Here is a 21,952-nt window from a genome sequence, read left to right on the forward strand (position 1 = left end):
AACCACGTTCAGGATGTTGTTGTGTTGGCAATATCGCCAAGGGACCCCCAAACGTTGCATAATGGTCTGCAAATGCCTGACCAGGACCAAATCATTCAATCTGCCAGAACGCTCATACAACAGGCGAAACAGGATCCTTCCCTCGCCAGGGACCTGCTTCACCTGGCCCATGAGATCATCGGAATGCACCTCAACCTCTCCGCACAAGACAGCAGCGAGGCCCGCAAACCCGATCCCATCCCTGCCTCCCCCACCATTCCCGGATTTGCAGAACCGGACGAGCTGGATGACCTGATGGACCACTTCTATGCCACCATGCCCTCACAGAGTGCACCCTCGGTGGTGCTGGAAACCCACCACACAGATTTCCACCTCCCCGACTCCCGCCCGGAACCCCGCATCGAACCCAAACCAGACATTTATCCCCTGCAACCCGACGACATTCTGGCTGGTGTGATTAACCGCTGCACCACCAAAGGGAAGCTGATTGAAGCCATTGCTGAAGCAGACCAGACCCTGATCGAACAATATGCCCGTGAATTGCGCAACCTGGAAGGCCGCTACACCTGGCACCAGGAACTCAACCCTCGCCTGGGCCAGGAGAAGCTGCTCAACATGGCCCAGAACTACTTTGTGCTGGCCGATGTTGCCCGCTACCTCAACCGCACCGGCACCACCGTGCGTCACGCATTGGAACTCGCCGCTGAAGCCCAGTCTGCAGTGCGCAGCGCCAGCCTGGAACTCGGAGAATCAGGAGACGACAGCGACCAGCGGGCCATGTTCGGCTGGCTGAAAGCCTACACCTCCCAGCACCGGGTGTTCCTCAGCCGCCACATGCGCCTCAATGATCCTGCCAACCCTTACAACCACCAGGACCGCCGCCGCCAGCTGAATGACCTGTTGCACTTTCACGCCTGATTTCCGTTGGACCTCTGATTTTTGATCCTTTTGCTGGACCCTTGAATGCCATGTTTGCCTGATGTTCAAAACACTGCCATGATGATCTCAACATACCAATGCAGGGAACACCTGCATTTTTTTATGGCGTTTTTTGCCCACACTCCAGCCCAGAATGAACCTTAGAATGAACCCATGAACCCCAACTTCCCCACCCCACAGGAAATCCAGACCTTCAGCCCTGAAATGCTGGCCGCCCGCCTCACCGGAATTCCAGGCACCCTGGGTGAAAAACTCGGGGTGGTGATCACCCACGCCAACCCCCAGAGGGTGCTGGCCACCCTGCCTGTGGAAGGCAACCGTCAACCTGCAGGAAGGCTGCATGGCGGGGCCAGCATTGCCCTGGCCGAAGAACTCGCCAGTGTGGGCTCCTGGCTGAACCTGGATGTCACCACCCAGGTGGCGGTGGGGGTGGACATCAACGCCACCCATGTGCGGGGTGTCACCTCTGGCACCGTGCAGGCAGAAGCCACCCTGGCCTACCAGGGACGCTCTGTGATGGTCTGGAACATTGTGCTGAGGGATGAACGGGGCAAAGAAACCTGCCTGGCCCGCTGCACCTGCCAGGTGATCAAGCGCTGAAAGGTGCGGATCCAAACACCCTGCAAAACCTCACCACCGAATCCACCTACACCGAATCCACCTACCGCAATGGTCTGGATGTCAAGGACTATGCCGTGACCGATCCTGCTGGTCTGGAAATCACCGAGGTGAAACCCTACGGCCAGGAAGTTCCAGAAGTCACTGGCCAGCGGTGCAAGTGCTGTCATGACCTTCAGTGTGTCCTTCCCCAGAAAAAACTGGCCCCTTACAGTTTCACCCTGATGGTCAATTACACCGAAGGGGTTCCGGACATGGATTTTTACGGCAATGCCCTGACGGTGGACACCACCCGCAGCGATGTGCAGCCAGACATTGCTCTGGACAGTTCAGGGGCGCCCATTGTGGTCTGAGCTGGGTGTATGTGAAAAGGTAAAGAAAGAGCAAATCAGAAACAGGCAATAGGGCTGAGCTTTTTGTTTCTGGAGAGAAAAGTTCTTTTGTTTGTATTGGTGTTGCTTGTGAAAGATTTATTGTTTAATATTTGCTGACAGAAACAACATCTGAGGGGGACAGTGCATGCACTGTCCCCCTCTCTCGCCTACAAATGACTTCACCAGAAAACGGTGGCCACCCCATTGGCAGGCAGGGACTGCTGGATGGATTTGCCACTCCAGACCATCTTGAACGTGGCTGTGCTGCTGCTCTGGTTCAACACCACCAGGGCTTTGGCTCCGTTGGTGTTCCTGAAAGCCACCCCGATGAACTTGCCATCGCTGGAGTCTGTGGTGCCAATGCGCACGGCTCCGGGCCACACAAAGCGGGCGAAGTGGGCAATGGAATAGTACTCTTCATTGAAGGTCACTGCCCCGTTGCTCTGGTTGATGCTGACCACCCCACGGCAATTGCTGCATCCACCCAGGTGGGGGTTTCCGCTGGGGTCCTGGGCCAGGCTCCAGAACAGCACGGATTTGGCCCAGTTTTTGGTGCCTCCAATGAACAGGTTCTGCATCTGCCACTTCATGTTTTCCCCGAAGTTGGTGGCCCAGAACCCTCCAGAGCATTCTGTGAGGAACACGCCTTCGCCGGGAAAACTGTTGCGCACATCGGTCATGGCGGCTTTGTCGCCAGCATAGCAGTGCCATGCGGTGCCTTCGTAATAGGCAGATCCTTCATTCAGGATGGCTTTGGGGTACCAGGAGAGGTCCCAGTTGTGGTCCAGTGCAAGGAATTTCACGCCGGTGCCATTGAAGGTCGGAAACACATTTCCGCGCACCAGGTTCAGTTCGTCATACCATTCGTACAGGGTGCCGGGGTAACTTCCGGGTTCAAAGCGGGGCTCGTTCTGCACCGAGAGGTAATTGAATTTGACCCCCTGGGCATTGTAGGCATCGTAGGCTTTCTTCAGGTAGTTGGCGAAGGTCTGGTAGTACTCTGGTTTCAGTTTGCCGTTGTTCAGGCTGCCACTGGTTTTCATCCAGGCCGGTGGGCTCCAGGGGGTGGCCATGTAGCGGATGCTGCTGTTGATGGTTTTGGCCTGCTTTGCCAGCGGCACAATGTAAGTCAAATCATGCCCAATCGAGAAGCGCGTCAGGTTCGGGTCTGCTGCTCCATCGTTGTAGGTGTAGTGTGACAGGGCCATGTCGCTGCCGCCCAGAGGAATGCGCAGGAAACTCAGCCCCGCATTGCCATCGTTGAACCCGAACAGGCTTTGCATCAGGTTGTTGCGCTGGGTGGCGTTCATCTTGTACCACATCAGCCAGCCTGCAGAGTCCGTCAGGGAGGCCCCGAAGCCTTCCATGGTCTGGTACGTCTGGCCTTCGTTGACGCTCAGGGTGGAGGCAGTGACATTGCCATCTGCGGCAAAGGTTCTGGTGCCGTCCCAGGAAATCAGGCGGCTGCGGTCCGGGTGGGTCACCCACACGTCTGCTGCGGTGCTGGATTGCGGGCGAATGACACCAGGAGCCACATTGGGTTCCTTCCCAGCGGGTGTGCTGCTGGTGCTGCAGGCGGTCAGCACGACCAGGGTCAGGGTCAGCAGGGTCAGGCTTTGGGATTTTTTCATGAAGCACTCCTTTGCAAAGAACAACAATCGCTGAGGGGGTCTTGTGAGGGACGTTTTTTGATGAGTTTCTGGTGATAAAAATGTAGCCGCTTACATTTCGAGACCAGCGCAGGATCGGGGTGAGGTGGACCTCCTTGGGTTCACCAGCAAAAGCTGAAGGTTGTTTCAGACCATGTTTCAGACCATCAGTGGTGTTGACTGATGGATCTGGCAGTCACAAAAACTTCAGCTTCACCGGATGGATGGGTGAAGGGATTTGGCTGTTGGCTATATCCTGACCTTACCTTCTGCCCGTGCATTTGTCAAGTCTCCGCATGAAGTTTCAAAGCCGGTTTCACTGCTGCAACCCCAGCATTCTTTCAAAACAAGTTCCTGCACCATACAGGTTTTCTGCTGTCTGCATGCACAGAAAATCCAGCTGCCCAGCTCAGACTGTCGTGCCAGAAAGGGATGGGGTGGGTTGATTGAGCCAGGTTCACAACAGTTTCAGAACACGTTTTCAAGAACCCTGAATTGTATGCGTTTACATTTGTGTCTTTTGCTGCTGGAAAGGCAGCCTGACACAGGTCTAGTCGAATGGGTGTAACAGACTGGACTTTCTGTTGATTTACGTTAAACTGATGATAGTTTAGTAAACAGAAATGTCTTGCCTGCCCTTTAAGGAGAACTGTCATGCCGCAACGTGTTCTGGCTTCACTGTCCTTTGCCCTCAGCACCCTGGCCCTGGCCCAGACCCCACCCCCTGTTCAGGTGGAAACCTACTGCCAGCAACTGGTCCACCATGTGGATCTGTGGAATGGCGGCCTGGATGGACTGGCCGGAATGGGAGCTTACCAGACGGGATTTACAGGCTTTTTTCAGGCCAACCTGGCCCGGGACTGGGAACAGACCGGTTCCCAGCGCATCACCTCGGTGGCCCAGGCCCGTGCCATTTACATGAACCTGGAAGCCTACCGGGCCAGCAAAGCCCAGCGCTTCAGAGCTGCAGCACAAAAAGGTGCCGAATTTTACCTGAACAGCTTCTGGGACAAACAGAATGGTGGATTTTACTGGGAAGCAGACCGCCAGGGAAACCCCACCAGCCGCAGCAAACAGGGATATGGCAATGTGTTTGGTTTGTTCACACTGGCGCAGCTGTACGCCGTTCTTCAGGATCCCCAATACCTGGATCTCGCCCTGCAACAACTGGAGGTGCTGGAAAAGCACTTTGTGGTGCCAGACCACCCCGGAATTGTGCTGCCTGGATTCAATTTCGATTTCAGTGAAGTTGAGGGGTACAACAACATCGACACCTTCACCCATTACTTTGAAGCGCTGCTGGCCCTGCACGATGTGCTGTCAGGCGAACCCCAGCAACACGTGGCCAGCCTGATCCAGCAGGCAGGCAACAGCCTGGAGCGGGTGCTCTACCACAATGAAACGGGTCACACAGACCAGGGTTATGTGGCCTACAATTACGACGCCAACTGGCAACCTGCTCTGGAACCTTACACCCGCAACACCCAGTGGACCACCGCCAGACAGGCCAGCACCGGGCACAACATCGAACTGGCCTACCTGATTTCACGCGCAGTAGAACGTGGCTTCAATCCAGCATGGCTGAACACCGCCCAGAAACTGAAGAAGTTTGTAGAGGTGCACACCCTCAACCCCGACACTGGAGCCATGCAGTACGAGGTCACCGATTACGATGGAACCCCCCTACAAGGCAACCCCGACAACGATTTTTATGTATGGTGGGCCAACAGTGAAGCCGCCCGGGCTTTCCTGCATTTTGCCGTGGTGCGCAAAGACGACACCCTGCAAGAATTCAAACGGCAGGAAAACTTCATCCAGAACCATTTTGTGGACAGCCAGTACGGCGGCTGGTACCAGAATGTGCACGTGGGTGACCTGAGGGTCTTTGATGGTTCCAAAGGCAACATCTGGACCATGAACTACCATGAAACCATGCTGGCCGCAGAAGTGCTGAGGCTTGCTGCACAATACCCCGAAGCCATGGGGAACCAGACCAGCACCTGCCTCTCCCCTGCTCAAAACTGATCTCTCTTCTTGAAAGCACCGCCATGGAAAACACGGCACCTCTGGCCTGATCTCAGAGGTGCCGTGTCTGTTGCTGTCTGTTGCTGTGGATTGACATGCAAATGAAGTTGGATTTGGAGGAAGCACTGATTGTGAATTATTTATTGTTTAATTTTTGTTTTCAATGTCCTGTTTGCCGACCCTGTTCATCTGCCCGAGCCGCACTGCAGCACCCAGGTGTGCTTGCGACCATCGTCATTGAAAAATCCGAAAGCTTCGGTCATCTTCAGACCAGGGACTTTCAGCAGGTATATGGTGCCGTCCACCCGGCCTTCGGTGGTTTCGAAGGCCGGTATTTTCACCTGATCCAGCACCGTGTAAAAGGTGGGGCTTTTCTTGAAAGCGCTGATCCACTGGGTTTCTCTGGTTTTGAGGTCCTGCTGGTTTTTTCCGGGCAGGTAATGCAGTTCCCGGCTGATGCAGGCACGGGTGTACCCGTTGGAGACCGCCACCTCTTTCAGTTGCTCAAAGTAGGCCTTGACCGTTCCACTCTGGTACATCTTGCTGCCCGATTCTGGAGCCACGCTCTGGTAGGTGAAGGGGAAATTGACTTTGCCCTGCGCTGCAACATACACGGTGGTGGGCTGCAGCAAATGAATGTACTCAGAGGACTGGGCAAAAGCAGAAGTGCCCAGCAACACCCCGAAAATCATCACACACCCAGCAGAAATTGAACGTTTGTTAAACATGGAAGATCCTTTCTGGATCACCCGAAGCGGTTTTGCTGTTTGCTGCCTTGCGCTCTTGCATGGAACGTGTTCAACAGGCGGTTTTGTGGCAGTTTTGCTTCGGATGATGCCCTGTCTTCAGGGTAAGAAAGCTCAATGTTCAATGCATGCAGTCAATGAACATAAAGAAGCCTCCTGTGGATGAAGCAGCTTCTTGCCTGCATCTGCCCTTCATCCAACGTTCTAGGCAGAACAACTTGACACTTTGCCCAAATTGCAGATAATGAAAATAACGAAGGAAATGAAAGAAGCGTTCAACCGTTGAGCCTCCCGCCCGAAACCCCGCTCCCAACTTCACTTCCCAGCAGCAATGTGCAGGCCCAGGCCTGAGTTGCCCGGGAACGGTCGGGCAGATCAGAAAGGACATCCAGATGTTCAAAAAAACCCTCACCAAACCAGATGGTCGCACCCTGTGGCTGTATGGGTCGCAGGACTTCCAGCATGCAGAAGCGGTCAGTCCCAGCAACGAGCCCGTGGAAGCCAACCCGCACATGCGCTACCATCCGCTGCGTCAGGAATGGGTGCTGTACGCCAGCCACCGCCAGAACCGCACCTTCATGCCCCCCCCAGAGTACAACCCCCTGGCCCCCACCCGGGACCCTGAAAACCCCACCGAATTGCCCCAGGGCAGTTATGACATTGCAGTGTTTCAGAACCGGTTTCCCAGCATGGCCCTCACCTCCCACAACCCACCTGCCCTGGACGGCATCCTGACCGAGGCTGCCAACGGAACCTGTGAAGTGGTGGTGTTCACCCAGGACGCAAATACGCTGCTGTCCAGCCTGCCTGTGGAACACATCGAACTGCTCTTGCAGGTGTGGGCAGACCGCACCACAGAACTGGGCAACCAGGAAAACATTCAGTACGTGCTGCCGTTTGAAAACAAAGGGGTGGAGGTGGGTGTGACCCTGCACCACCCGCACGGTCAGATTTACGCTTACCCTTTCATTCCTCCGGTGCAGCAAAAAGCCCTGGATGCGGCCAGACGGTACCACCAGGAAAACAACCAGAACATCGGAGAGGCCCTGGTGCAAACCGAGTTGCAGGAAAAAGGCCGTCTGGTGCATGAAGGGAAACACTCCATCTCTTTCATTCCCCCTTTCGCCCGCTACCCTTACGAAACCTGGGTGATGCCCACGGTGCCCGCGCCTTACCTGTCCAGCCTCTCTGCAGAAGCCAGACTGGACTTTGCACACACCCTGAAAGACACCCTGTACCGCCTGGACCACCTGTTCAGTGGACCCATGCCTTACCTGATGACCATCCACCAGGCTCCCACCGATGGGCAGGCTCACCCTGAATGGCCCCTGCGCATTGAAATCTACCCTGCCCTGCGGGCCGAGAAACGCCTGAAGTTCCTGGCGGGCACCGAACTGGGCGCTGGCATTTTCGCAAACGACACCCTTCCCGAACAAACAGCAGAAAAACTGCGTCAGGTCCAGGTGAATGCATGAGTTTTCAGGAGATTTTCGGCCATCAACCCACCCTCGTTCGCAGCGCACCCGGACGGGTCAATTTGCTGGGAGAGCACACCGATTACAATGGCGGTTTTGTGCTGCCCACCGCCATTCCGCAGGAAACCACCGTGTCCATCTCGGTGAGCGAAGACGGTCTGGACCACATCTACAGCGCAGACCTTCAGGAACGCCAGGACCTCTCCAGAAACGGTCAGCCTGAAGGCTTTGCCAAATACGTGCAGGGCAGCGTGCGGGTGCTGGAACGCAAGGCCAGCATTCCCCCCCTGAACATCCATGTCTCCTCCAACGTCCCGATGGGCGCAGGGCTTTCTTCCAGCGCAGCCCTGGAAGTGGCCGTGATCCGGGCCATCAACGATCTGCTGGACCTGGGACTGAATGGGGTGGACATTGCCCTGCTGGCCCAGCAGGCCGAGCACCAGTTTGCAGGGGTGATGTGCGGCATCATGGACCAGATGGCGTCCAGCGTGGCCAGCACCCGTGAAATGCTCTTGCTGGACACCCTCACCCTGGACCGCAAGCTCATTCCGCTGCCTGCTGGGTTTGAGGTGCTGGTGCTGGACAGCGGAGCCAAACGCCGCCTGGCTGAAAGCGGCTACAACACCCGCCGTGCTGAGTGCGAAAAAGCCTGCGAAATCCTGGGCATCGCCAGCCTGCGGGACGCCCAGCTGTCTGATGTGGACCGCCTTCCTGATCCCCTGAACAAACGGGCCAGACACGTCATCACCGAGAATGCCAGGGTGCAGGAAGCCCTGACCGCCACTGCAGAGCGTTTTGGCGAACTCATGAACCTCTCCCATGCCAGCATGCGCGACGACTATGAAGCATCCCATGTGCAGGTGGATGCCCTGGTGGAGCGCCTGCAGGCCCATCAGGATGTGCTGGGGGCCAGGATCACCGGGGCAGGCTGGGGTGGATGTTGCGTGGCCCTGGTCAAAGCTGGCACGGCAAAACAGGTGGCTGCAGATGTGCTGCAGGGCTTCAATGCGGCTGGTGGCGAGGGCCGTCTGGTGGTTCCCGAGTAAACCCCCAGGTGGGAAGTCAAAGGCAGCTTTTCTGGCTGCCTTTTTGTGCTTTTGTGTTTTTTGTGGTCTTTTACAGACCGATGTTCTATTGGGCTTCCCGGCCTGCCCTCAGGGTCTGGCGCAGGGCCGCGCCCAATTGTCTGGGACGCACCCATTTTTCAGGCACCTGCAGCATGTTCAGGGAACGCAGGCACGCTTGCAGCAGCAGTGCAGGCAGTTCACCACCAGCAGCATGGCGGTAAGCTTTTTGCAGCACAGCAGTGAAAGCTTCGGTTTTGAGCAGCAGGCGGTCCAGACCGGGATCCCCTGTTTCGTGCAGGCGGTAACAGAACAGATGTTCCCTGGCCAGGCTGAGGGCCAGCGCATGGTCCTGACAGGCCAGAGGGTCCAGTTCCTGCTGGGTTTCCAGCCATTGCTGGTACAGGCGGTCCAGCAGTGCACTTTCGCGTCCAGAGCGCCTGCTGTGTTCACGGGCGGTCAGGTACAGGTCGTGGGTGCTGTCCAGCAGAAGCTGGGCGGTTTCTGGGTGTCGGGCAAGGTGAAAGCGGGCTTCCCTGAGGTTTTGCAGCGCAAGGCGGCAGGCATCCTGGATGCAGCCCTCGGTGTAGGCATCTGAAGCGGATGGTTGCATGGTTCCCCCTGGCATTCAATTGGGCATTGGGCTGTTTGTAAATGGGCTGTTGCAGAAAAGGGGTGCAGGATGCAGGGCAAGTGGCTGCAAATAAACAACAGCGTGCAAAATGTGTCGCTGATGTGCACATTGTAACGAATTTGTAGCAAAAAGTGCATCCCTCAGGGATCACCCCATGCGGCCTTCAGGGAAATCCTTGGGCAGCCGGGGTGCAAACCCTGCTTGCGCCTCACAAACAACTTTCAGAACACGAAAATTCGGGCAGTGCTTTTCAGCACTGCCCTTGCCCCTAACGTCTTGCCTTCTAAAGTTGTGACGCGTTCCCCTGTGACTGAACGTTCCCTCGCTCAGTCCTCCGTAGTGTAAAGGTTGGTGTGCACAATGTCAAGCTTTTTCTGCATTTTGTAAATTTTTTCTTTGACATCTTGCAGAATTCTTCCAAAGTTTTAGAAATTATGCCAGTGTAATGCGCATTTTGTTCCAAAAATTTTTTACATTCTGCACTATAGCCTTTCAACTGAGCGGTATGACACAATGGACACAAATATGCTGCTGGATGACCAACTGTTTACCGTGCTGCTGACAGCCATTTCGGAGCACCGGTTGCCCCCCGGGACCCGGCTGCCCGAAGAAACCCTGTCCAGAATTTTCAAAGTCAGCCGGGAGCGGATGCGCAAAGTGTTGCTGCGCCTCAGTGAAACCCGTTGTGTGCAACTGACCCCCAATGTGGGGGCCAGGGTGGCAGCCCCCACCCTCAAAGAAGTGGAAGACATCTTCCAGGCCCGCACCCTGATCGAGTGTGAAACGGCAGCCCTGGCCTGCCAGAACCGCACTGCGGCCCAGCTGGAACTGCTGGAAAAGCACCTGCAGCAGGAAGCCGCAGCACGCAAAGCCCAGCACCTCCCGGAACAGGTCCGGCTGACCGGCCTCTTTCATGTGCGCATTGCTGAAATGGCCGCCAACAGCATGCTGGTGCGTTTCGTCACCGAACTGGTCTGGCACACTGCCCTGGCCGTCTCCATGTACGAACTGACCGGCGACACCGAATGCACCGAAATGGAGCACAGCGATTTGCTGGCGGCCATCAAAACCCGCAACGCCCCGGAGGCCGTGGCCATCATGCGGGAGCACCTGCAGCACGTGCAGGGAAGCCTCACCGACCGCCCCAGGGTGTTTGAACGGGTGGATTTGCACAGCATCCTCTCTCCGCTGGCTGTTCTTTCGCCGCAGTAACCTCAGCCCACCAAAACAACAAACAACAAAACCACCCTCGGATTGTTCTGAGGGTGGTCAGGGCTTCTGGGTTTCTGGATGGGTCAGTGGGTCAGTGGGCGCTTTCTGGCCCCAAACAGACGGGTGTACCAGGGCTCAGGAGCAGACTGCACTTCGGGTTTGAAGGCAGGTCTGGGGGTGGCCACCTCTCGCACTTCTTTCTTCCAGCGGTATCCCACCACAGCGTAGCCCTGGGCTTCCAGACCGTCCAGAATTTCATCGGCACGCAGGGAATCTTTCTGGATGTGGATTCTCAGGGAGAAATCTCCCAGGGCGGCGTAGGGAATGCATTCAAAAGTTTCATCGGATTTCAGAAGGGACTGGATGGACTGGGGATCGAAAGTACCGGTGGCTTCTAGAATAAGCATGATGCCCTCCTCTACCCTGGTGTGGGGTTGATGGCTGTGTGAGACGGAGGATTTTTTGCGGATGCTGGCGAAGTTGTTCGCCTTGAAATCAGGATAAACCATGGACCCGCAAAGTCCAATCGGAAAACCATCGGAGGTCCGGACCTCACATCGGGTTTTCCGATCCAAAGTGGACATCTAAGGTAAATAGCGGATGGAATGCGTCTTGGTGCTGGTTTACACTGTTGACATGAAACTGTCTCAGCTCAGGGCCCTGATCGCGATTGCAGACTCTGGAAGCTTCTCGGAAGCCGCACTGGAACTCGGCATGTCGCAATCCTCGATCAGCGAAGCCCTGTCGGCCCTGGAAACCCACCTGCAAAGCTCCCTTGTGGAACGGGGCCGTTTTGGTGCCCGCCTGACCCCACTGGGGGAACAGGTGGTGATTCATGCGCGTTCGGCCCTGGCTGCCATTGACAGCATCGAGCAGGAGGTTTCTTTTTCACGCGGATCCATTCAGGGCATCCTGAAGATCTCCACCTTTCGCAGCATCGCCAGCCAGCTCATTCCTCCGGTGATGGCCCAGTTGAAACAGCAGCATCCCAAACTGCAACTGGAACTGCTGGAGTGCATCATCTGTGAAAAAGAGGATTTGCTGAGGCCCATTTACGACGGAACTGCAGATCTGGCTTTCCTGCCCCACTGTGAGAGCTCTGAATTCATGTCCTGGGAGATCATGGAAGATCCCTACATGGTGCTGGTTCCAGACGCCCTGGTGCAGGGAGACCGGATTCACCCGGCAGATCTGCTGAACCAGCCCCTGATTGTTTCCAAAGGTGGAGACTGCACCAACCGCATCATGCAGTACCTCTCAGACCACCAGATTGCCCCCACCGAGGTGATCAAGGTCCACGACGATTTCACCATGTACAACATGGTCGCCCAGAACCTGGGGATGTGCCTCAGCCCCAGACTGGCCATTGATTATGTGCCCAGAGGGGCCACCATGCTTCCCCTCGCCAGCCCCCTGCACCGTTACATCAACCTTGCGGTGCGGCAGGGCGGGCTGCGCACCCCTGCAGTGCGTCACTTCATTCGGGAACTGAAGAACCTCTTGCCAGACAGCAAGCTCCCCCATCTGGATCTGGTGCCCGAATTGCCCCGGGAAACCCAGTTTTGAAGGCCCTGTAAGCCCTTTCCAAAGATCAAGGCACAAAACTTTCAGCCCCTTGTGATGCCCATCAGGGCATTCTGGCAGGGGGCTGATACCATGAAATTGTGAGACAGGTCATGGTTGTTGCAGATCACATCCGCTTTGAGGGGGAGCTGCTGCCGCAGAAACGCTGGGAGGAGTTTGATCTGCTGTATGGCTGCCTGGAACACCTGCCCGACAAACCTGAAGAACACATCCTGCTGCTGGGGGTCAGGTGCTTTTACGCTCCAGGGGTGGTTGCTGAGAAGCCCTACATGTTCATCCATCGGGATTCCATCCGGACTTTGCAGGACCTGAACAGTCTGGAATGAAACCTGCCGGGGAACCTTGGAGAACACAAAAATCCCCGGCGCTCAGGCCAGGGATGACAGTTTCTGGTTTTCAGGGCAGCTGAAATCAGAGCGGAGGAATCAGCACTTCCTGGGGGTTGTGGTCGTACACCCTGATTTCTCCGCCAAAGACCTCCCAGTAACCCTGGGACACAAAGCGCATCACGTCCAGGGGGAGCCTCCAGCCGTGGGTGATGGCGTAGTGCTCCAGTGCGGAAAGGGCACTGGGGGCCTGGATGATGGTCATGAGGTTGTTCTCGATGATGTAGTACAGCTGCATCTTTAACCTGCTTTTCTGGAAATGGACGGCATGGCGCATTGCAAAATGGCACATAGCAAAGCCGGAAGGTGGGAAAACTGCAAAGCAACTCCATGCATTGCACGGGCAAAAAAGCCCTGGTGGCCAAACACAGCAGTTTGATGGTTCACAGGCATCATGTCCTCTCGGATCCGGTCGGGTCTTGGTGTCTGGGGCGACGGGATTCTGACATCTGGGTTCTGACAGGAGCAGGGCATCAAGGGGGTGGGAACCAACAAGCGTGATCCAGACACTGTCCTCATTTTACAGTTTTTGGGGGTGAAAACAAATCGGTGCATTTGTAATGCATGTTTCGGTCACATGGTTCTGGACGCTTTCACGTTCTGACCTGCGCAGCATGTCTGCCTGCAAAAGAAGCCACGTGCTGCCAGGAGATCACCCATGAACCCTGCATCTGCATGCGAAAAAGCTCCAGCACCTGTCCTCTGGCTTCTCTGGGCTGCAAGGGCAAAAGGTATTCTTCTGTCGGAGGGGTGCGGCGGCGCACCAGCGAAATGCCGGGTTGCCAGGGGTTGATGGTGCGGAAACTGAAGGGTTCGCTGGGACTGAATTCACAATGGATGGAGACCAGCGAGGACGACACCATCCACAGCTGGGTTTTCAGGTGCATCAATTCAAAGTTCTGTTCACCGTCTGCATTGCGGGTGGCGTCCCAGTGCAACTGGGTGCCGTTCAACCAGCGCAGGTCTCCCAGGTGCAATGAAACCGGATCAAAGTCCAGCATGCCCAGTTCCAGACGCTGGATCAGGGCACCGCAAGGCACGCAGGCCCGAAAGGGGCCTTTCAGCAGGATGTGAGGAGGAGCAGTCAGGTGGGAGAGGTCTTCCTGTTGCAGCAGGGCTTTGCGGGCGTCCACAATCATCTGGGTGGTTTCAGGGTCAAGCCGCAGGGTCACAGCGTAAGCAGAGGGTTCAGCCATGTTGCATCTCCTCGCTGACGATGCAGTTGCGGCCTGCAGCCTTGGCCTGGTACAGGTGTTCATCGGCCTGCATCAGCACCTGATCGATGCTCTCCAGGGTGGTGTTGGAGCACACCCCGAAACTCATGGTGATGCTGCGCTCTGGCATGATGCTGTTCCAGGGGTAATCTTGCAGACTTTTCTGGATGCGGGCGCACACCATTCTGGCCCCTGAGGTGTCTGCTCCGGGAAGCAGCATCACGAACTCCTCGCCACCATAACGGGCCACCAGATCGCTGCCTCGCCTGTCCTGCCTGAGGATTTCCGAGACGATCTTGAGCACCAGATCGCCGGTTTTGTGGGAGTACGTGTCGTTGACGCTCTTGAAGTGATCGATGTCCATCAGCACCACACTGAAGTGCTCACAGGTGCGTTGCACCCGGGCGTATTCCCGTTCAAACTGCGTGAAGAACAGGCGGCGGTTGGGCAGTCCGGTCAGGGGATCGGTGTTGGCCAGCCGCTCGAATTCCTCGGCCTGTCGTTCCAGACGTTCGTAGAGCATCTGGCGCTCCTCGTTCAAAGCAGAGAGTTTGCGGTAGGCGCTTTCCAGTTCCAGCCGCAGGGATTTCTGGTAGTCGCCATTTTGCTGGTGCAGCCTGAGTTCCTGCTGCAACCGGATGGGGTCATGGCTGTCTGCACTGCTGCCCGGATGTTCCCTCTCAAAGTGCACGTAGGCTTCCAGGTGGTCCAGGACAGCGTTGCGGGTGAGGCTGCGCACGTTCATCATCAGCCAGTGGGCCTGCCCTGCCAGCTGGGGGAAATGGTGCTGTTTGGCCAGTTCGATGGCCTCGTTCAGCACCTGCTCTGCGTAACGGTAGCGGGGGATGTTGATGGCCACCTTGGCGATGTTGAGGCGCTGCTGGATCTGGCCTTGCATGTTGCCAATTTGCTGGTACATCTGGATGTTCTCTTCGTAGCAGGGCAGGGCCAGCTGGGGGTGGCTGGTCCAGGTTTGCACACCCGCAATGCCGTTGAGGATCTCCACCCTTTGCTGCACATTTTCGTTGTTTGTTGGGACCAGCCTGAGGGCCATCTGAAACAAACGGAGCCCGTGGGCATAGCGTTTCACCGAGCACATCACATCGCCCAGCTCTTTTAGCACCCTGGCCTTCTCCAGGTCATTCAGGCGGGCCAGGTGGTCAAAGACCTGCAGAAAGTCCTCCACGGTGCTTTGCAACAGCAAGGTGGAGCACACATCCAGCAGGAGGGTCAGGTAACGGGAATCCTCATGGGAAAGCTGCTGGATCAGGGTCATCTGCCTGCTGCGGGCTTCCTGAAAGTCTCCCAGGTTCTGCAGGATTTCAATGGCTTTGAGCTGCAGCCGGACCGCATCTTCACTGCTTTCAGGAAGGTCTTGCAGGAGGTGCTGCACCACCTCCAAGGCTTCACTGGACCTGAGCAGCTGGTGCAGGAGGCTGGCCTTCAATTCCAGTCCAGGCAAACTCAGGTGTTCAGCTGTTTCAAGGCATTTCAGGGCTTCGGTGACGGCTCCGATGTCCAGCAGCAACTGGGCCTGGGCACAGGGATCCATGTTCAGGGGGGCAGGAAAAAGGAAACCATCTGGATCTGCAGACATCATGCTGCTTTTACTGTATCCAGTGGGAGGTCACCAAACTCTTACCTGTGCTGCATGGGGTTTTGTTTCAGCAAGAAGCGTGTTTTGTGGCCAGCAAAGCGTCATGGTCCCGCTGGATGCTGACCAGCAAGCCTGCAGAGATCTCCCAGTGCTGCTGGATCTTGATCGCCAGCAGCGGGGTGATGGGGGCTTCACCCTGCAGCACCTGCACCAGTTCGTTCAGGTCATGGTTCAGCGCCTGCGCCAGCCCTTCCACAGTTTCATCTCTGCACTCGCATTCAAAGTGCAGGATCAGACCGGGATGCATGGGTGGTTCGGCAGGTTGGGAGGTTGATTTCACCAGCAGTCACACCTTCTTGACAGGTTCAGGCCCATCGGGCCTGTTTGTGAGCAAGTATAAGCCAAGCTGTAGCCTGAATCACCAATTTGAAATTGTTACATTTCGATTACACCTTTATGAGAAGAGAAGGGCAGAATGTGCAGTTTGTGCGCAATGGAATCAGAGAGGGCTCAGAGAGGTTTGGTGTTGTACTGTACTGCTCTCCATGATATTATGTTAAAAACATAATTAGGAGCTTCCATGACCCATTTTCTCACCTTGCAAGATGAGACCACCGCTGGACAAAAAACCCCACTGGGCACCCTGGAATTTCTGGAAGAACGGATTCCGGCCAGGGAAATCCTGCGCAGGCGCATTTACGAAGAGGTGCTGGATTTCAACACCTGCAAATCCGCTGTGTTCTCCGGTCTGGTGCAACCCGCAGAAACCGAACACACCCTCAACGGTCCCCGCCAGAAAGCCCACAGAACCCTGGACTGGGAAAAACAATACCATCTGGCCCAGCAGGCTTTCGAGGCCTCTTTGCTGATCCTGCTGGTGAATGACCGCCAGATTGAAAGCCTGGACGAGACCATCCGCCTGACCCTTGATGAACCCACCGAGGTGACCTTTCTGAAACTCGTCCCGCTGGTGGGGGGGTGAACCGTTCTGAAGTGATCGCTGTACGCATTGAAAAGATCTTCTTCAACAACAGCCCAGCCCAGACACCTGAGGCCAAAAAAACTGTTGCTCTGCTGCAAAATTTTGTGTCCAGTGAAACTTTTCAGCCAGACCTGTTTCAGCACCTGCTGCAATTTTCTCTGCCTCAAATGTCCCTGCGAACATCTGAGCAACACAAGTGGCTTTCCCGGGCATTGGAATCACTGGCCACCCATCAGCAAAGCTTTCCTGCACCACAAGTCGCACGCATCTATTTGCTGAAATGGAGCAGTGATGCGCAAGGTCAAGCCAACCCTTCTCCGTTCATGGCTTTGCGCAAACTTGTAGAGCTTGATGAATCCAGAAGCATCGCCCTCAGCGATCTGCTCAATGAGTCCCTTCCCCATTTCCCGGAACCTTTGCAAGCATTTGGTGCAGAACTCAAAGAAGGAGCAGCACAGCTGAATGCCATTGCCGAGTCAAGTGCCAGCACCAACCCCACTGAACAGGCCCAGATGTGGATTCAAAAGCTCAGCACATATGAGAAATGGACTTTCAATTCTGGGTTTATTTACAGAGGGCAATCTTTGCTCCAACACGTTCAGCAACAAACCAGACAGGTCAGAGAGCAGGTGATGATGATGCTGCTTGATACAAATCAGGAACTTGTGGTCAGTCTGAAAGCTCTGCATCTTTTGCTGCAACAAGAAAAACCGCTGAATTCTCAGGTCACCCTTGCAGTGCTGGAATGGGCAGGAAAAAGGCATTCCCTGTGGTTCAATGATCCCCTTTTTGCTTTGATCAAAGCCTTGTGCAAAGCATCCTGGGAGAACAAAACCCTGCCTGAAACAACCAAAGCCATGCTCAGGCGCACTGCTGCCATGTACCCAGATTACGCCGCAACCAGAGAGGTCCTGAACTGGCTGAATGATGCCCTGCCAAATGCAGGAGAGATCTGGGCTGATCAGGCATTGAGTGATCTTCAAACCCTCCCAGCCAGTGAAACAGCAGCCTGGCGCAAAATTTTCGAGTACAGTCTGGAATTTTCAGGTTCAAAACCCAATGCCAAACTCCTGAAAAACCTGCAAGCCTGTGTGAACACCCTGTCTGACCCACTTCTGAACATCCTGTCCTGGCTTGAGAAAGCAACACAGGGACGAAGTTTTGCTCTGCTCACGGATCAACATTCTTCCATGAATCAGGCAGAAGACGGATTCAATTCCAGCTTGCTGCGAGGCATCATCTGGCTGACTCCTGGGGTTTCTCACCCGCAACTTCCCCGCTTGCTTGCCCAGCTCACCGAGTACAGCCTGAAAAAACTCCCTGGCGTGGGTCCAAGAAACCCCAAAATTGCCAATGCCTGCATTTATGCACTGGGCCAGCTGGACACCAGTGCAGCCCTGGCGCAACTGGCCCGCCTGAAAACCCGGGTCACCTTCAAATCCACCCTCAAAGAAATCGAGAAAGCCCTGGATGCCAAAGCCAGCAAACTGGGCATCAGCAAAGAAGACCTGGAAGAACTGGGCATCCCCACTTATGGCCTGGATGTGCAAGGGGAAAGGATGGAGCAACTCGGGGACCTGACTGCAAAAGTGCAGGTGAAGGGCCGCGAGGTGGAAATCAGTTACCAGAATGCTGCTGGCAAGGTGCTGAAAAGCCCTTCTGCTCAGGCCAAACAGGACTTTGCAGAGGAATTGAAGGAACTGAAAGCCCTGAGCAAAGACATCCCCCAGATGCTGACCGCTGTGTCTGACCGTCTGGATGGCCTGTACCTGAAGCAGAAAAGCTGGTCTTTTGAAGTGTGGCAGGAGCGTTACCTGCAGCATCCTCTGGTGCATCTGGTTGCCAGAAACCTGATCTGGAAATTCGAGCATGCAGGGCAGGTGCAAAGCCTGATGTGGCAGCAAGACCGGTTTGTCGGTGCAACGGGTCAGGTTTGCAGTGTTCCAGAAGACGCCAGGGTTGCTTTGTGGCACCCGCTGGATTCTGACACCAAAGAGGTGCTGCTCTGGAGGGATTTTGTGCTTCAGCAGGGCATCACGCAGCCCTTCAAACAGGCTTTCCGGGAGATTTACCTGCTGACTGCAGCAGAAGAAAACACCCGCGTGTACTCCAACCGCTTTGCAGCCCACATTTTAAAGCAGCACCAGTTCAATGCCCTGTGTGGGCTGAGGGGATGGAAGAACGACCTGCGCCTGATGGTGGATGACAGTTACAACCCGCCCCTGAAAAAGCTGCCTGAATGGAACCTCAGGGCTGAATTCTGGGTGGAGGGGGCTGGAGATGAATACGGCATCGACACCAACGAATCCGGCACTTTCCTGTACCTTGCCACCGATCAGGTGCGCTTCTATGCCCTGAATGCCAGTGAAAACTGGGCACATGCAGGTGGAGGGGGTTACACCAGCGGCTCTTACCTCCATCCTATGACAGCAGAACCCATCCCACTCAGCGAAATTCCTGCTCTGGTCTTCAGCGAGACCATGCGAGATGTGGATCTGTTTGTGGGGGTGTGCAGCGTGGGCAACGACCCCAACTGGACCGACCAGGGGGCGCAGCAGCGGCATTACACCTACTGGCAGGGCTACAGTTTCGGGGAGCTCAGTGAGACCGCGCAGACCCGCAAGGTGCTGCTGGAAAAACTGGTTCCCAGGCTCAAGATCCGCAATCAGGCCACCCTGGAAGGCCGTTTTCTACGGGTGCAGGGCAAATTGCGCGCTTACAAAATTCACCTGGGAAGTGGCAACATCCTGATGGAACCCGACGACCAGTACCTGTGCATTGTGCCTGGATCGTCGGTCAAAGAGCAGGTGCTGTTGCCCTTCGATGGAGACCGCACGCTGGCAATCATTCTGTCCAAGGCTTTCATGCTGGCCCAGGACAATAAAATCAGCGATCCCACCATCACCCGCCAGATCAGGCGCTAAAGGCCCGGGGGTGGCGCGTCTGCTTGTTCCCGCAACGGATCAGGCAGGCCGTACTTTTCACAGACCTGCTGGTAGTACTGGATTTTTCCAGCCAGGTGACCCAGTTGTTCCTGCAAAAGGGTCACCTTGTCCTGCAAAGCCAGATGGTGGTCTCTGAGCATCAGGATGCGCTCTGGTGCGGTGCTCGCGCCAGCATCGTCCAGCAGGGCAAAACGCTTCATGTCTTCCAGGGGCATTCCGGTGTTTTTGAGCAGCTGCAGGAAACGCAAACGGTGTAGGTGCGTTTCCTGGTACCTGCGGTGCCCGCTGCTGTTTTTGGGAACCACACCCAGCAGCCCAAGGTCCTCGTAATACCGCAGGGTGGAAGCCGGGAGTCCCACCACAAGGCACATCTGCTGGATGGAGAAGGTCACTTCGGTTCTGTCGGTGGGGTTCTGGTTCAGGGTCTGGGTCATGGTCTTGACTTCAAGTTTACTTGAAGTTCTACACTTCCCTCAGCAGTCCTGAAACCACAGCAAGACACGGAGGAAAACATGGAACACCGACAACTGGGCAGAACCGGGCTGTTTGTCAGTCCCCTCACGCTGGGAAGCATGCTGTATGGAACGGCCACCGACCAGTAGGAAGCAGACCGTCAGGTGGCTCTGGCCCTGGAAATGGGCGTCAATTCCTTTGACACCGCCAATATCTACGGCAAAGGCAGCAGTGAGGAGGTGCTGGGAAAAGCCCTGCAGCAGGTGTCCAGAGACCGCATCGTGTTGGCCAGCAAAGTGCATGTTTCAATGGAAGACAGCAACCCCAACGCCAGAGGCAACAGCCGCAAACACATCCTCGATCAGGTGCACCAATCGTTAAAGCGTCTGGGAACGGATTTTCTAGACATTTATTACATCCACAGGCCCAGCACCACCATCCCCATCGATGAAACCCTGAGGGCCCTGGATGACCTGATCCGCCTGGACATGGTGCGTTACATTGGGACCAGCAGTTTTGCAGCGTGGCAGGTGATGGAATCGCTGTGGGTGTCAAAGGAATACGGGCTGAACCGTTTTGTGGTGGAGCAAAGCCCCTACCACCTGCTGGACCGCAGCCTGGAGAAGGAGCTGCTGCCCATGGCGCAGAGTTATGGCATGGGGGTGCTGTCGTGGTCTCCGCTGGCCGGGGGGTTTCTGACCGGAAAATACCAGCGCAACCAGCCCAGGCCCTCAGGAAGCCGTTTCGAAAGTGCAGAAGGCGACTGGAACAGCAAGCATCTGGTGGATCCAGCCTTCGATATGGTGGAGAAGCTGCAGGTGCTGGCCCGGCAGAAAGGCTGCACCCTGACGCAACTCAATCTGGCGTGGTGCATCCAGCAGGCAGGCATGACCGGAGCAGTGATCGGAGCCAGAACCCTCACCCAGTTGCAGGACCAGCTGGGGGCAATGTGCTGCAGGTTTTCCGCGGAAGACCTGCAGCACATTGATGAAATTTCCCGCCCGGGTCAGGTGGTTGTGCCTTACCATCTGGCAGATGCTTTTGCAGATTTCAGGCCCCACCAGTTTCGCTGGTAAATGGGCAAAACAGAAACGGGCTGAAGCTTTGCCGCGCTTCAGCCCGTGGAGCATTTTGTTGGGCCGGGAGTGCCCAGGTGCAGGTCAAATCAGTTCAGAAGAAATCAGGCAATGACCGGGGTTTTTTCGGTGGTGATGCCGTCCCCGAGGGTGAACAGGTGCTGGCTTTCCGAAGTCAGTCGCAGATCCTGCTGGGTTAAAGGCCAGTGGTAGCTCAGTTTCCCTGTAAAAGGAACATCCCCGAACACCACGTCTGCCACCCCCTGTCCTTCTGTTCCAGGCAGCCAGCACGCCACAAACGCATCCCACTCCGGCAGCTGTTCCGTCACCACGTAAGGACGCCCCGACAGCAGCAGCACAGCGATTTTGTTGCACACTTTCCGGGCGTTGGCAATCACGTCCAGGTGCTTCTCGCTCAGTTTCAGCTCGAAACGGTCCCCCATCCCCTCCGCTGCCGGTTCCTCTGCAATCACCACAATTCCGACCTCAAACTGTTCGCTGCTGGATCCGTCTTCGCTGTATTCCAGCAGCTCAGGGCTGGAGAGGGTGTTTGTGAAGGCTTCCAGCAGGTTGGTGCCCTGTGTGATGTTGCCATGACCGCCCATCCAGGAGATGCTCCACCCCCCACACTGCGCCCCCAGGTCATTCGCCGCACCCCCAGCCACCAGAATCCGCTGGTTCTTGCTCAACGGGAACACGTTGTCGTTCTTCAGCAGCACCTGCGATTTCCGCACCGCTTCTCTGGCCAGTTCCCGGTGCTCTCTGCACCCCACCACTGACAATTCGGGGAGTTCCTGCTCCTCAAACAGCCCCAGCGCATGTTTCGCATGCAGAATCCTGGACACCGCATCATCAATTCTTTCGATGGAAACATCCCCCTGTTCCACCGCCCGGGTGAGGGTCTCCATGAAACGCTCGTACTTGAACGGCACCATCACCATGTCGATCCCCGCATTGATGCTCTGCACCACACAGGTGT

Annotated in this window: 22 protein-coding genes; 12 read left to right on the forward strand and 10 right to left on the reverse strand. The window is 56.0% G+C overall.

Features of this window, described 5'->3' with window-relative positions:
- Positions 1 to 72: 72 nt before the first annotated feature.
- From IEY52_RS21040 to IEY52_RS21050, 3 genes are all read left to right on the forward strand, one after another.
- Positions 73 to 918, forward strand: coding sequence for a hypothetical protein (locus IEY52_RS21040; protein WP_189006484.1), 846 nt, complete (start codon positions 73 to 75; stop codon positions 916 to 918).
- 174 nt (positions 919 to 1,092) lie between these two features.
- Entirely contained in the window at positions 1,093 to 1,539 is a 447-nt protein-coding gene (locus IEY52_RS21045; protein ID WP_189006487.1) for a PaaI family thioesterase, read from the forward strand.
- Between the two features lie 95 nt (positions 1,540 to 1,634).
- A complete protein-coding gene (locus tag IEY52_RS21050) occupies positions 1,635 to 1,910 on the forward strand; it encodes a hypothetical protein (RefSeq protein WP_189006490.1) in 276 nt (91 codons plus the stop codon).
- A gap of 200 nt (positions 1,911 to 2,110) precedes the next feature.
- On the opposite strand, the gene IEY52_RS21055 is transcribed toward IEY52_RS21050, so the two are convergent.
- On the reverse strand, positions 2,111 to 3,562 hold the full coding sequence (locus IEY52_RS21055; RefSeq protein WP_189006493.1) for a glycoside hydrolase family 30 protein: 1,452 nt from the start codon (positions 3,560 to 3,562) through the stop codon (positions 2,111 to 2,113).
- A gap of 672 nt (positions 3,563 to 4,234) precedes the next feature.
- Here IEY52_RS21055 and IEY52_RS21060 point away from each other — a divergent pair.
- Positions 4,235 to 5,605, forward strand: coding sequence for an AGE family epimerase/isomerase (locus IEY52_RS21060; RefSeq protein WP_189006496.1), 1,371 nt, complete (start codon positions 4,235 to 4,237; stop codon positions 5,603 to 5,605).
- 185 nt (positions 5,606 to 5,790) lie between these two features.
- On the opposite strand, the gene IEY52_RS21065 is transcribed toward IEY52_RS21060, so the two are convergent.
- Positions 5,791 to 6,333, reverse strand: a complete 543-nt coding sequence (locus IEY52_RS21065) for a hypothetical protein (RefSeq protein ID WP_189006499.1) — start codon at positions 6,331 to 6,333, stop codon at positions 5,791 to 5,793.
- Between the two features lie 410 nt (positions 6,334 to 6,743).
- Here IEY52_RS21065 and galT point away from each other — a divergent pair, with 410 nt between their 5' ends.
- Positions 6,744 to 7,826, forward strand: coding sequence for a galactose-1-phosphate uridylyltransferase (gene galT / locus IEY52_RS21070; protein ID WP_189006502.1), 1,083 nt, complete (start codon positions 6,744 to 6,746; stop codon positions 7,824 to 7,826).
- Positions 7,823 to 8,872 (forward strand): galactokinase, encoded by a 1,050-nt coding sequence (galK, locus tag IEY52_RS21075; RefSeq protein WP_189006505.1) that lies wholly within the window; start codon positions 7,823 to 7,825, stop codon positions 8,870 to 8,872. Before galT ends, galK begins: the two co-directional genes overlap by 4 nt.
- Positions 8,873 to 8,957: 85 nt before the next feature.
- Here the strand turns inward: galK and IEY52_RS21080 are convergent, their stop codons facing one another.
- Positions 8,958 to 9,503, reverse strand: coding sequence for a hypothetical protein (locus tag IEY52_RS21080; protein ID WP_189006508.1), 546 nt, complete (start codon positions 9,501 to 9,503; stop codon positions 8,958 to 8,960).
- A gap of 546 nt (positions 9,504 to 10,049) precedes the next feature.
- On the opposite strand from IEY52_RS21080, the gene IEY52_RS21085 reads away from it, so the two are divergent.
- The gene (locus IEY52_RS21085; protein WP_189006511.1) at positions 10,050 to 10,736 is read left to right on the forward strand and encodes a GntR family transcriptional regulator; all 687 of its coding nucleotides are present in this window, start codon (positions 10,050 to 10,052) and stop codon (positions 10,734 to 10,736) included.
- Positions 10,737 to 10,819: 83 nt separating this feature from the next.
- Here the strand turns inward: IEY52_RS21085 and IEY52_RS21090 are convergent, their stop codons facing one another.
- Positions 10,820 to 11,143 (reverse strand): hypothetical protein, encoded by a 324-nt coding sequence (locus IEY52_RS21090; protein ID WP_189006514.1) that lies wholly within the window; start codon positions 11,141 to 11,143, stop codon positions 10,820 to 10,822.
- 229 nt (positions 11,144 to 11,372) lie between these two features.
- On the opposite strand from IEY52_RS21090, the gene IEY52_RS21095 reads away from it, so the two are divergent.
- Together IEY52_RS21095 and IEY52_RS21100 are read left to right on the forward strand one after the other, a co-directional pair.
- Positions 11,373 to 12,302 (forward strand): LysR family transcriptional regulator, encoded by a 930-nt coding sequence (locus tag IEY52_RS21095; RefSeq protein WP_189006517.1) that lies wholly within the window; start codon positions 11,373 to 11,375, stop codon positions 12,300 to 12,302.
- Positions 12,303 to 12,400: 98 nt separating this feature from the next.
- Positions 12,401 to 12,646, forward strand: coding sequence for a hypothetical protein (locus IEY52_RS21100; RefSeq protein WP_189006520.1), 246 nt, complete (start codon positions 12,401 to 12,403; stop codon positions 12,644 to 12,646).
- Positions 12,647 to 12,731: 85 nt separating this feature from the next.
- Here IEY52_RS21100 and IEY52_RS21105 read toward each other — a convergent pair whose 3' ends face one another.
- From IEY52_RS21105 to IEY52_RS21120, 4 genes are all read right to left on the reverse strand, one after another.
- A complete protein-coding gene (locus tag IEY52_RS21105; RefSeq protein WP_189006523.1) occupies positions 12,732 to 12,944 on the reverse strand; it encodes a hypothetical protein in 213 nt (70 codons plus the stop codon).
- A gap of 355 nt (positions 12,945 to 13,299) precedes the next feature.
- Positions 13,300 to 13,902: a hypothetical protein gene (locus IEY52_RS21110; protein WP_189006526.1), complete on the reverse strand. Its 603-nt coding sequence runs from the start codon at positions 13,900 to 13,902 to the stop codon at positions 13,300 to 13,302.
- On the reverse strand, positions 13,895 to 15,520 hold the full coding sequence (locus IEY52_RS21115; RefSeq protein WP_189006543.1) for a tetratricopeptide repeat-containing diguanylate cyclase: 1,626 nt from the start codon (positions 15,518 to 15,520) through the stop codon (positions 13,895 to 13,897). The genes IEY52_RS21110 and IEY52_RS21115 overlap by 8 nt, the downstream gene beginning before the upstream one ends.
- A 64-nt stretch (positions 15,521 to 15,584) precedes the next feature.
- A complete protein-coding gene (locus IEY52_RS21120; protein ID WP_189006547.1) occupies positions 15,585 to 15,857 on the reverse strand; it encodes a helix-turn-helix transcriptional regulator in 273 nt (90 codons plus the stop codon).
- A 240-nt stretch (positions 15,858 to 16,097) separates the two neighbouring features.
- Between IEY52_RS21120 and IEY52_RS21125 the strand changes: the two genes are divergently transcribed.
- Positions 16,098 to 16,499: a hypothetical protein gene (locus tag IEY52_RS21125; RefSeq protein WP_189006550.1), complete on the forward strand. Its 402-nt coding sequence runs from the start codon at positions 16,098 to 16,100 to the stop codon at positions 16,497 to 16,499.
- The gene (locus tag IEY52_RS21130; protein ID WP_189006553.1) at positions 16,496 to 19,423 is read left to right on the forward strand and encodes a DUF4132 domain-containing protein; all 2,928 of its coding nucleotides are present in this window, start codon (positions 16,496 to 16,498) and stop codon (positions 19,421 to 19,423) included. Before IEY52_RS21125 ends, IEY52_RS21130 begins: the two co-directional genes overlap by 4 nt.
- Here IEY52_RS21130 and IEY52_RS21135 read toward each other — a convergent pair.
- A complete protein-coding gene (locus IEY52_RS21135) occupies positions 19,420 to 19,878 on the reverse strand; it encodes a MerR family transcriptional regulator (RefSeq protein WP_189006556.1) in 459 nt (152 codons plus the stop codon). The genes IEY52_RS21130 and IEY52_RS21135 overlap by 4 nt on opposite strands.
- Positions 19,879 to 20,061: 183 nt before the next feature.
- On the opposite strand from IEY52_RS21135, the gene IEY52_RS21140 reads away from it, so the two are divergent.
- Positions 20,062 to 20,973 (forward strand): aldo/keto reductase, encoded by a 912-nt coding sequence (locus IEY52_RS21140; protein ID WP_268239749.1) that lies wholly within the window; start codon positions 20,062 to 20,064, stop codon positions 20,971 to 20,973.
- 104 nt (positions 20,974 to 21,077) lie between these two features.
- Here IEY52_RS21140 and IEY52_RS21145 read toward each other — a convergent pair.
- Positions 21,078 to 21,952 (reverse strand): glycoside hydrolase family 3 protein (locus IEY52_RS21145; protein ID WP_189006559.1); only part of this gene is annotated, 875 nt, incomplete at its 5' end.

The sequence above is a fragment of the Deinococcus roseus genome (assembly GCF_014646895.1).
Lineage (GTDB): Bacteria > Deinococcota > Deinococci > Deinococcales > Deinococcaceae > Deinococcus_C > Deinococcus_C roseus.

Excerpts from the sequence above, each read along its gene's own strand:
- IEY52_RS21135 (WP_189006556.1), bottom strand. The coding sequence starts at position 19,878 with ATGACCCAGACCCTGAACCAGAACCCCACCGACAGAACCGAAGTGACC.
- IEY52_RS21090 (WP_189006514.1), bottom strand. The coding sequence starts at position 11,143 with ATGCTTATTCTAGAAGCCACCGGTACTTTCGATCCCCAGTCCATCCAG.
- IEY52_RS21040 (WP_189006484.1), top strand. The coding sequence starts at position 73 with ATGCCTGACCAGGACCAAATCATTCAATCTGCCAGAACGCTCATACAA.
- IEY52_RS21080 (WP_189006508.1), bottom strand. The coding sequence starts at position 9,503 with ATGCAACCATCCGCTTCAGATGCCTACACCGAGGGCTGCATCCAGGAT.
- IEY52_RS21045 (WP_189006487.1), top strand. The coding sequence starts at position 1,093 with ATGAACCCCAACTTCCCCACCCCACAGGAAATCCAGACCTTCAGCCCT.
- IEY52_RS21115 (WP_189006543.1), bottom strand. The coding sequence starts at position 15,520 with ATGATGTCTGCAGATCCAGATGGTTTCCTTTTTCCTGCCCCCCTGAAC.
- IEY52_RS21055 (WP_189006493.1), bottom strand. The coding sequence starts at position 3,562 with ATGAAAAAATCCCAAAGCCTGACCCTGCTGACCCTGACCCTGGTCGTG.
- galK (WP_189006505.1), top strand. The coding sequence starts at position 7,823 with ATGAGTTTTCAGGAGATTTTCGGCCATCAACCCACCCTCGTTCGCAGC.
- IEY52_RS21095 (WP_189006517.1), top strand. The coding sequence starts at position 11,373 with ATGAAACTGTCTCAGCTCAGGGCCCTGATCGCGATTGCAGACTCTGGA.
- IEY52_RS21085 (WP_189006511.1), top strand. The coding sequence starts at position 10,050 with ATGCTGCTGGATGACCAACTGTTTACCGTGCTGCTGACAGCCATTTCG.
- IEY52_RS21060 (WP_189006496.1), top strand. The coding sequence starts at position 4,235 with ATGCCGCAACGTGTTCTGGCTTCACTGTCCTTTGCCCTCAGCACCCTG.
- galT (WP_189006502.1), top strand. The coding sequence starts at position 6,744 with ATGTTCAAAAAAACCCTCACCAAACCAGATGGTCGCACCCTGTGGCTG.
- IEY52_RS21125 (WP_189006550.1), top strand. The coding sequence starts at position 16,098 with ATGACCCATTTTCTCACCTTGCAAGATGAGACCACCGCTGGACAAAAA.
- IEY52_RS21065 (WP_189006499.1), bottom strand. The coding sequence starts at position 6,333 with ATGTTTAACAAACGTTCAATTTCTGCTGGGTGTGTGATGATTTTCGGG.
- IEY52_RS21110 (WP_189006526.1), bottom strand. The coding sequence starts at position 13,902 with ATGGCTGAACCCTCTGCTTACGCTGTGACCCTGCGGCTTGACCCTGAA.
- IEY52_RS21105 (WP_189006523.1), bottom strand. The coding sequence starts at position 12,944 with ATGCAGCTGTACTACATCATCGAGAACAACCTCATGACCATCATCCAG.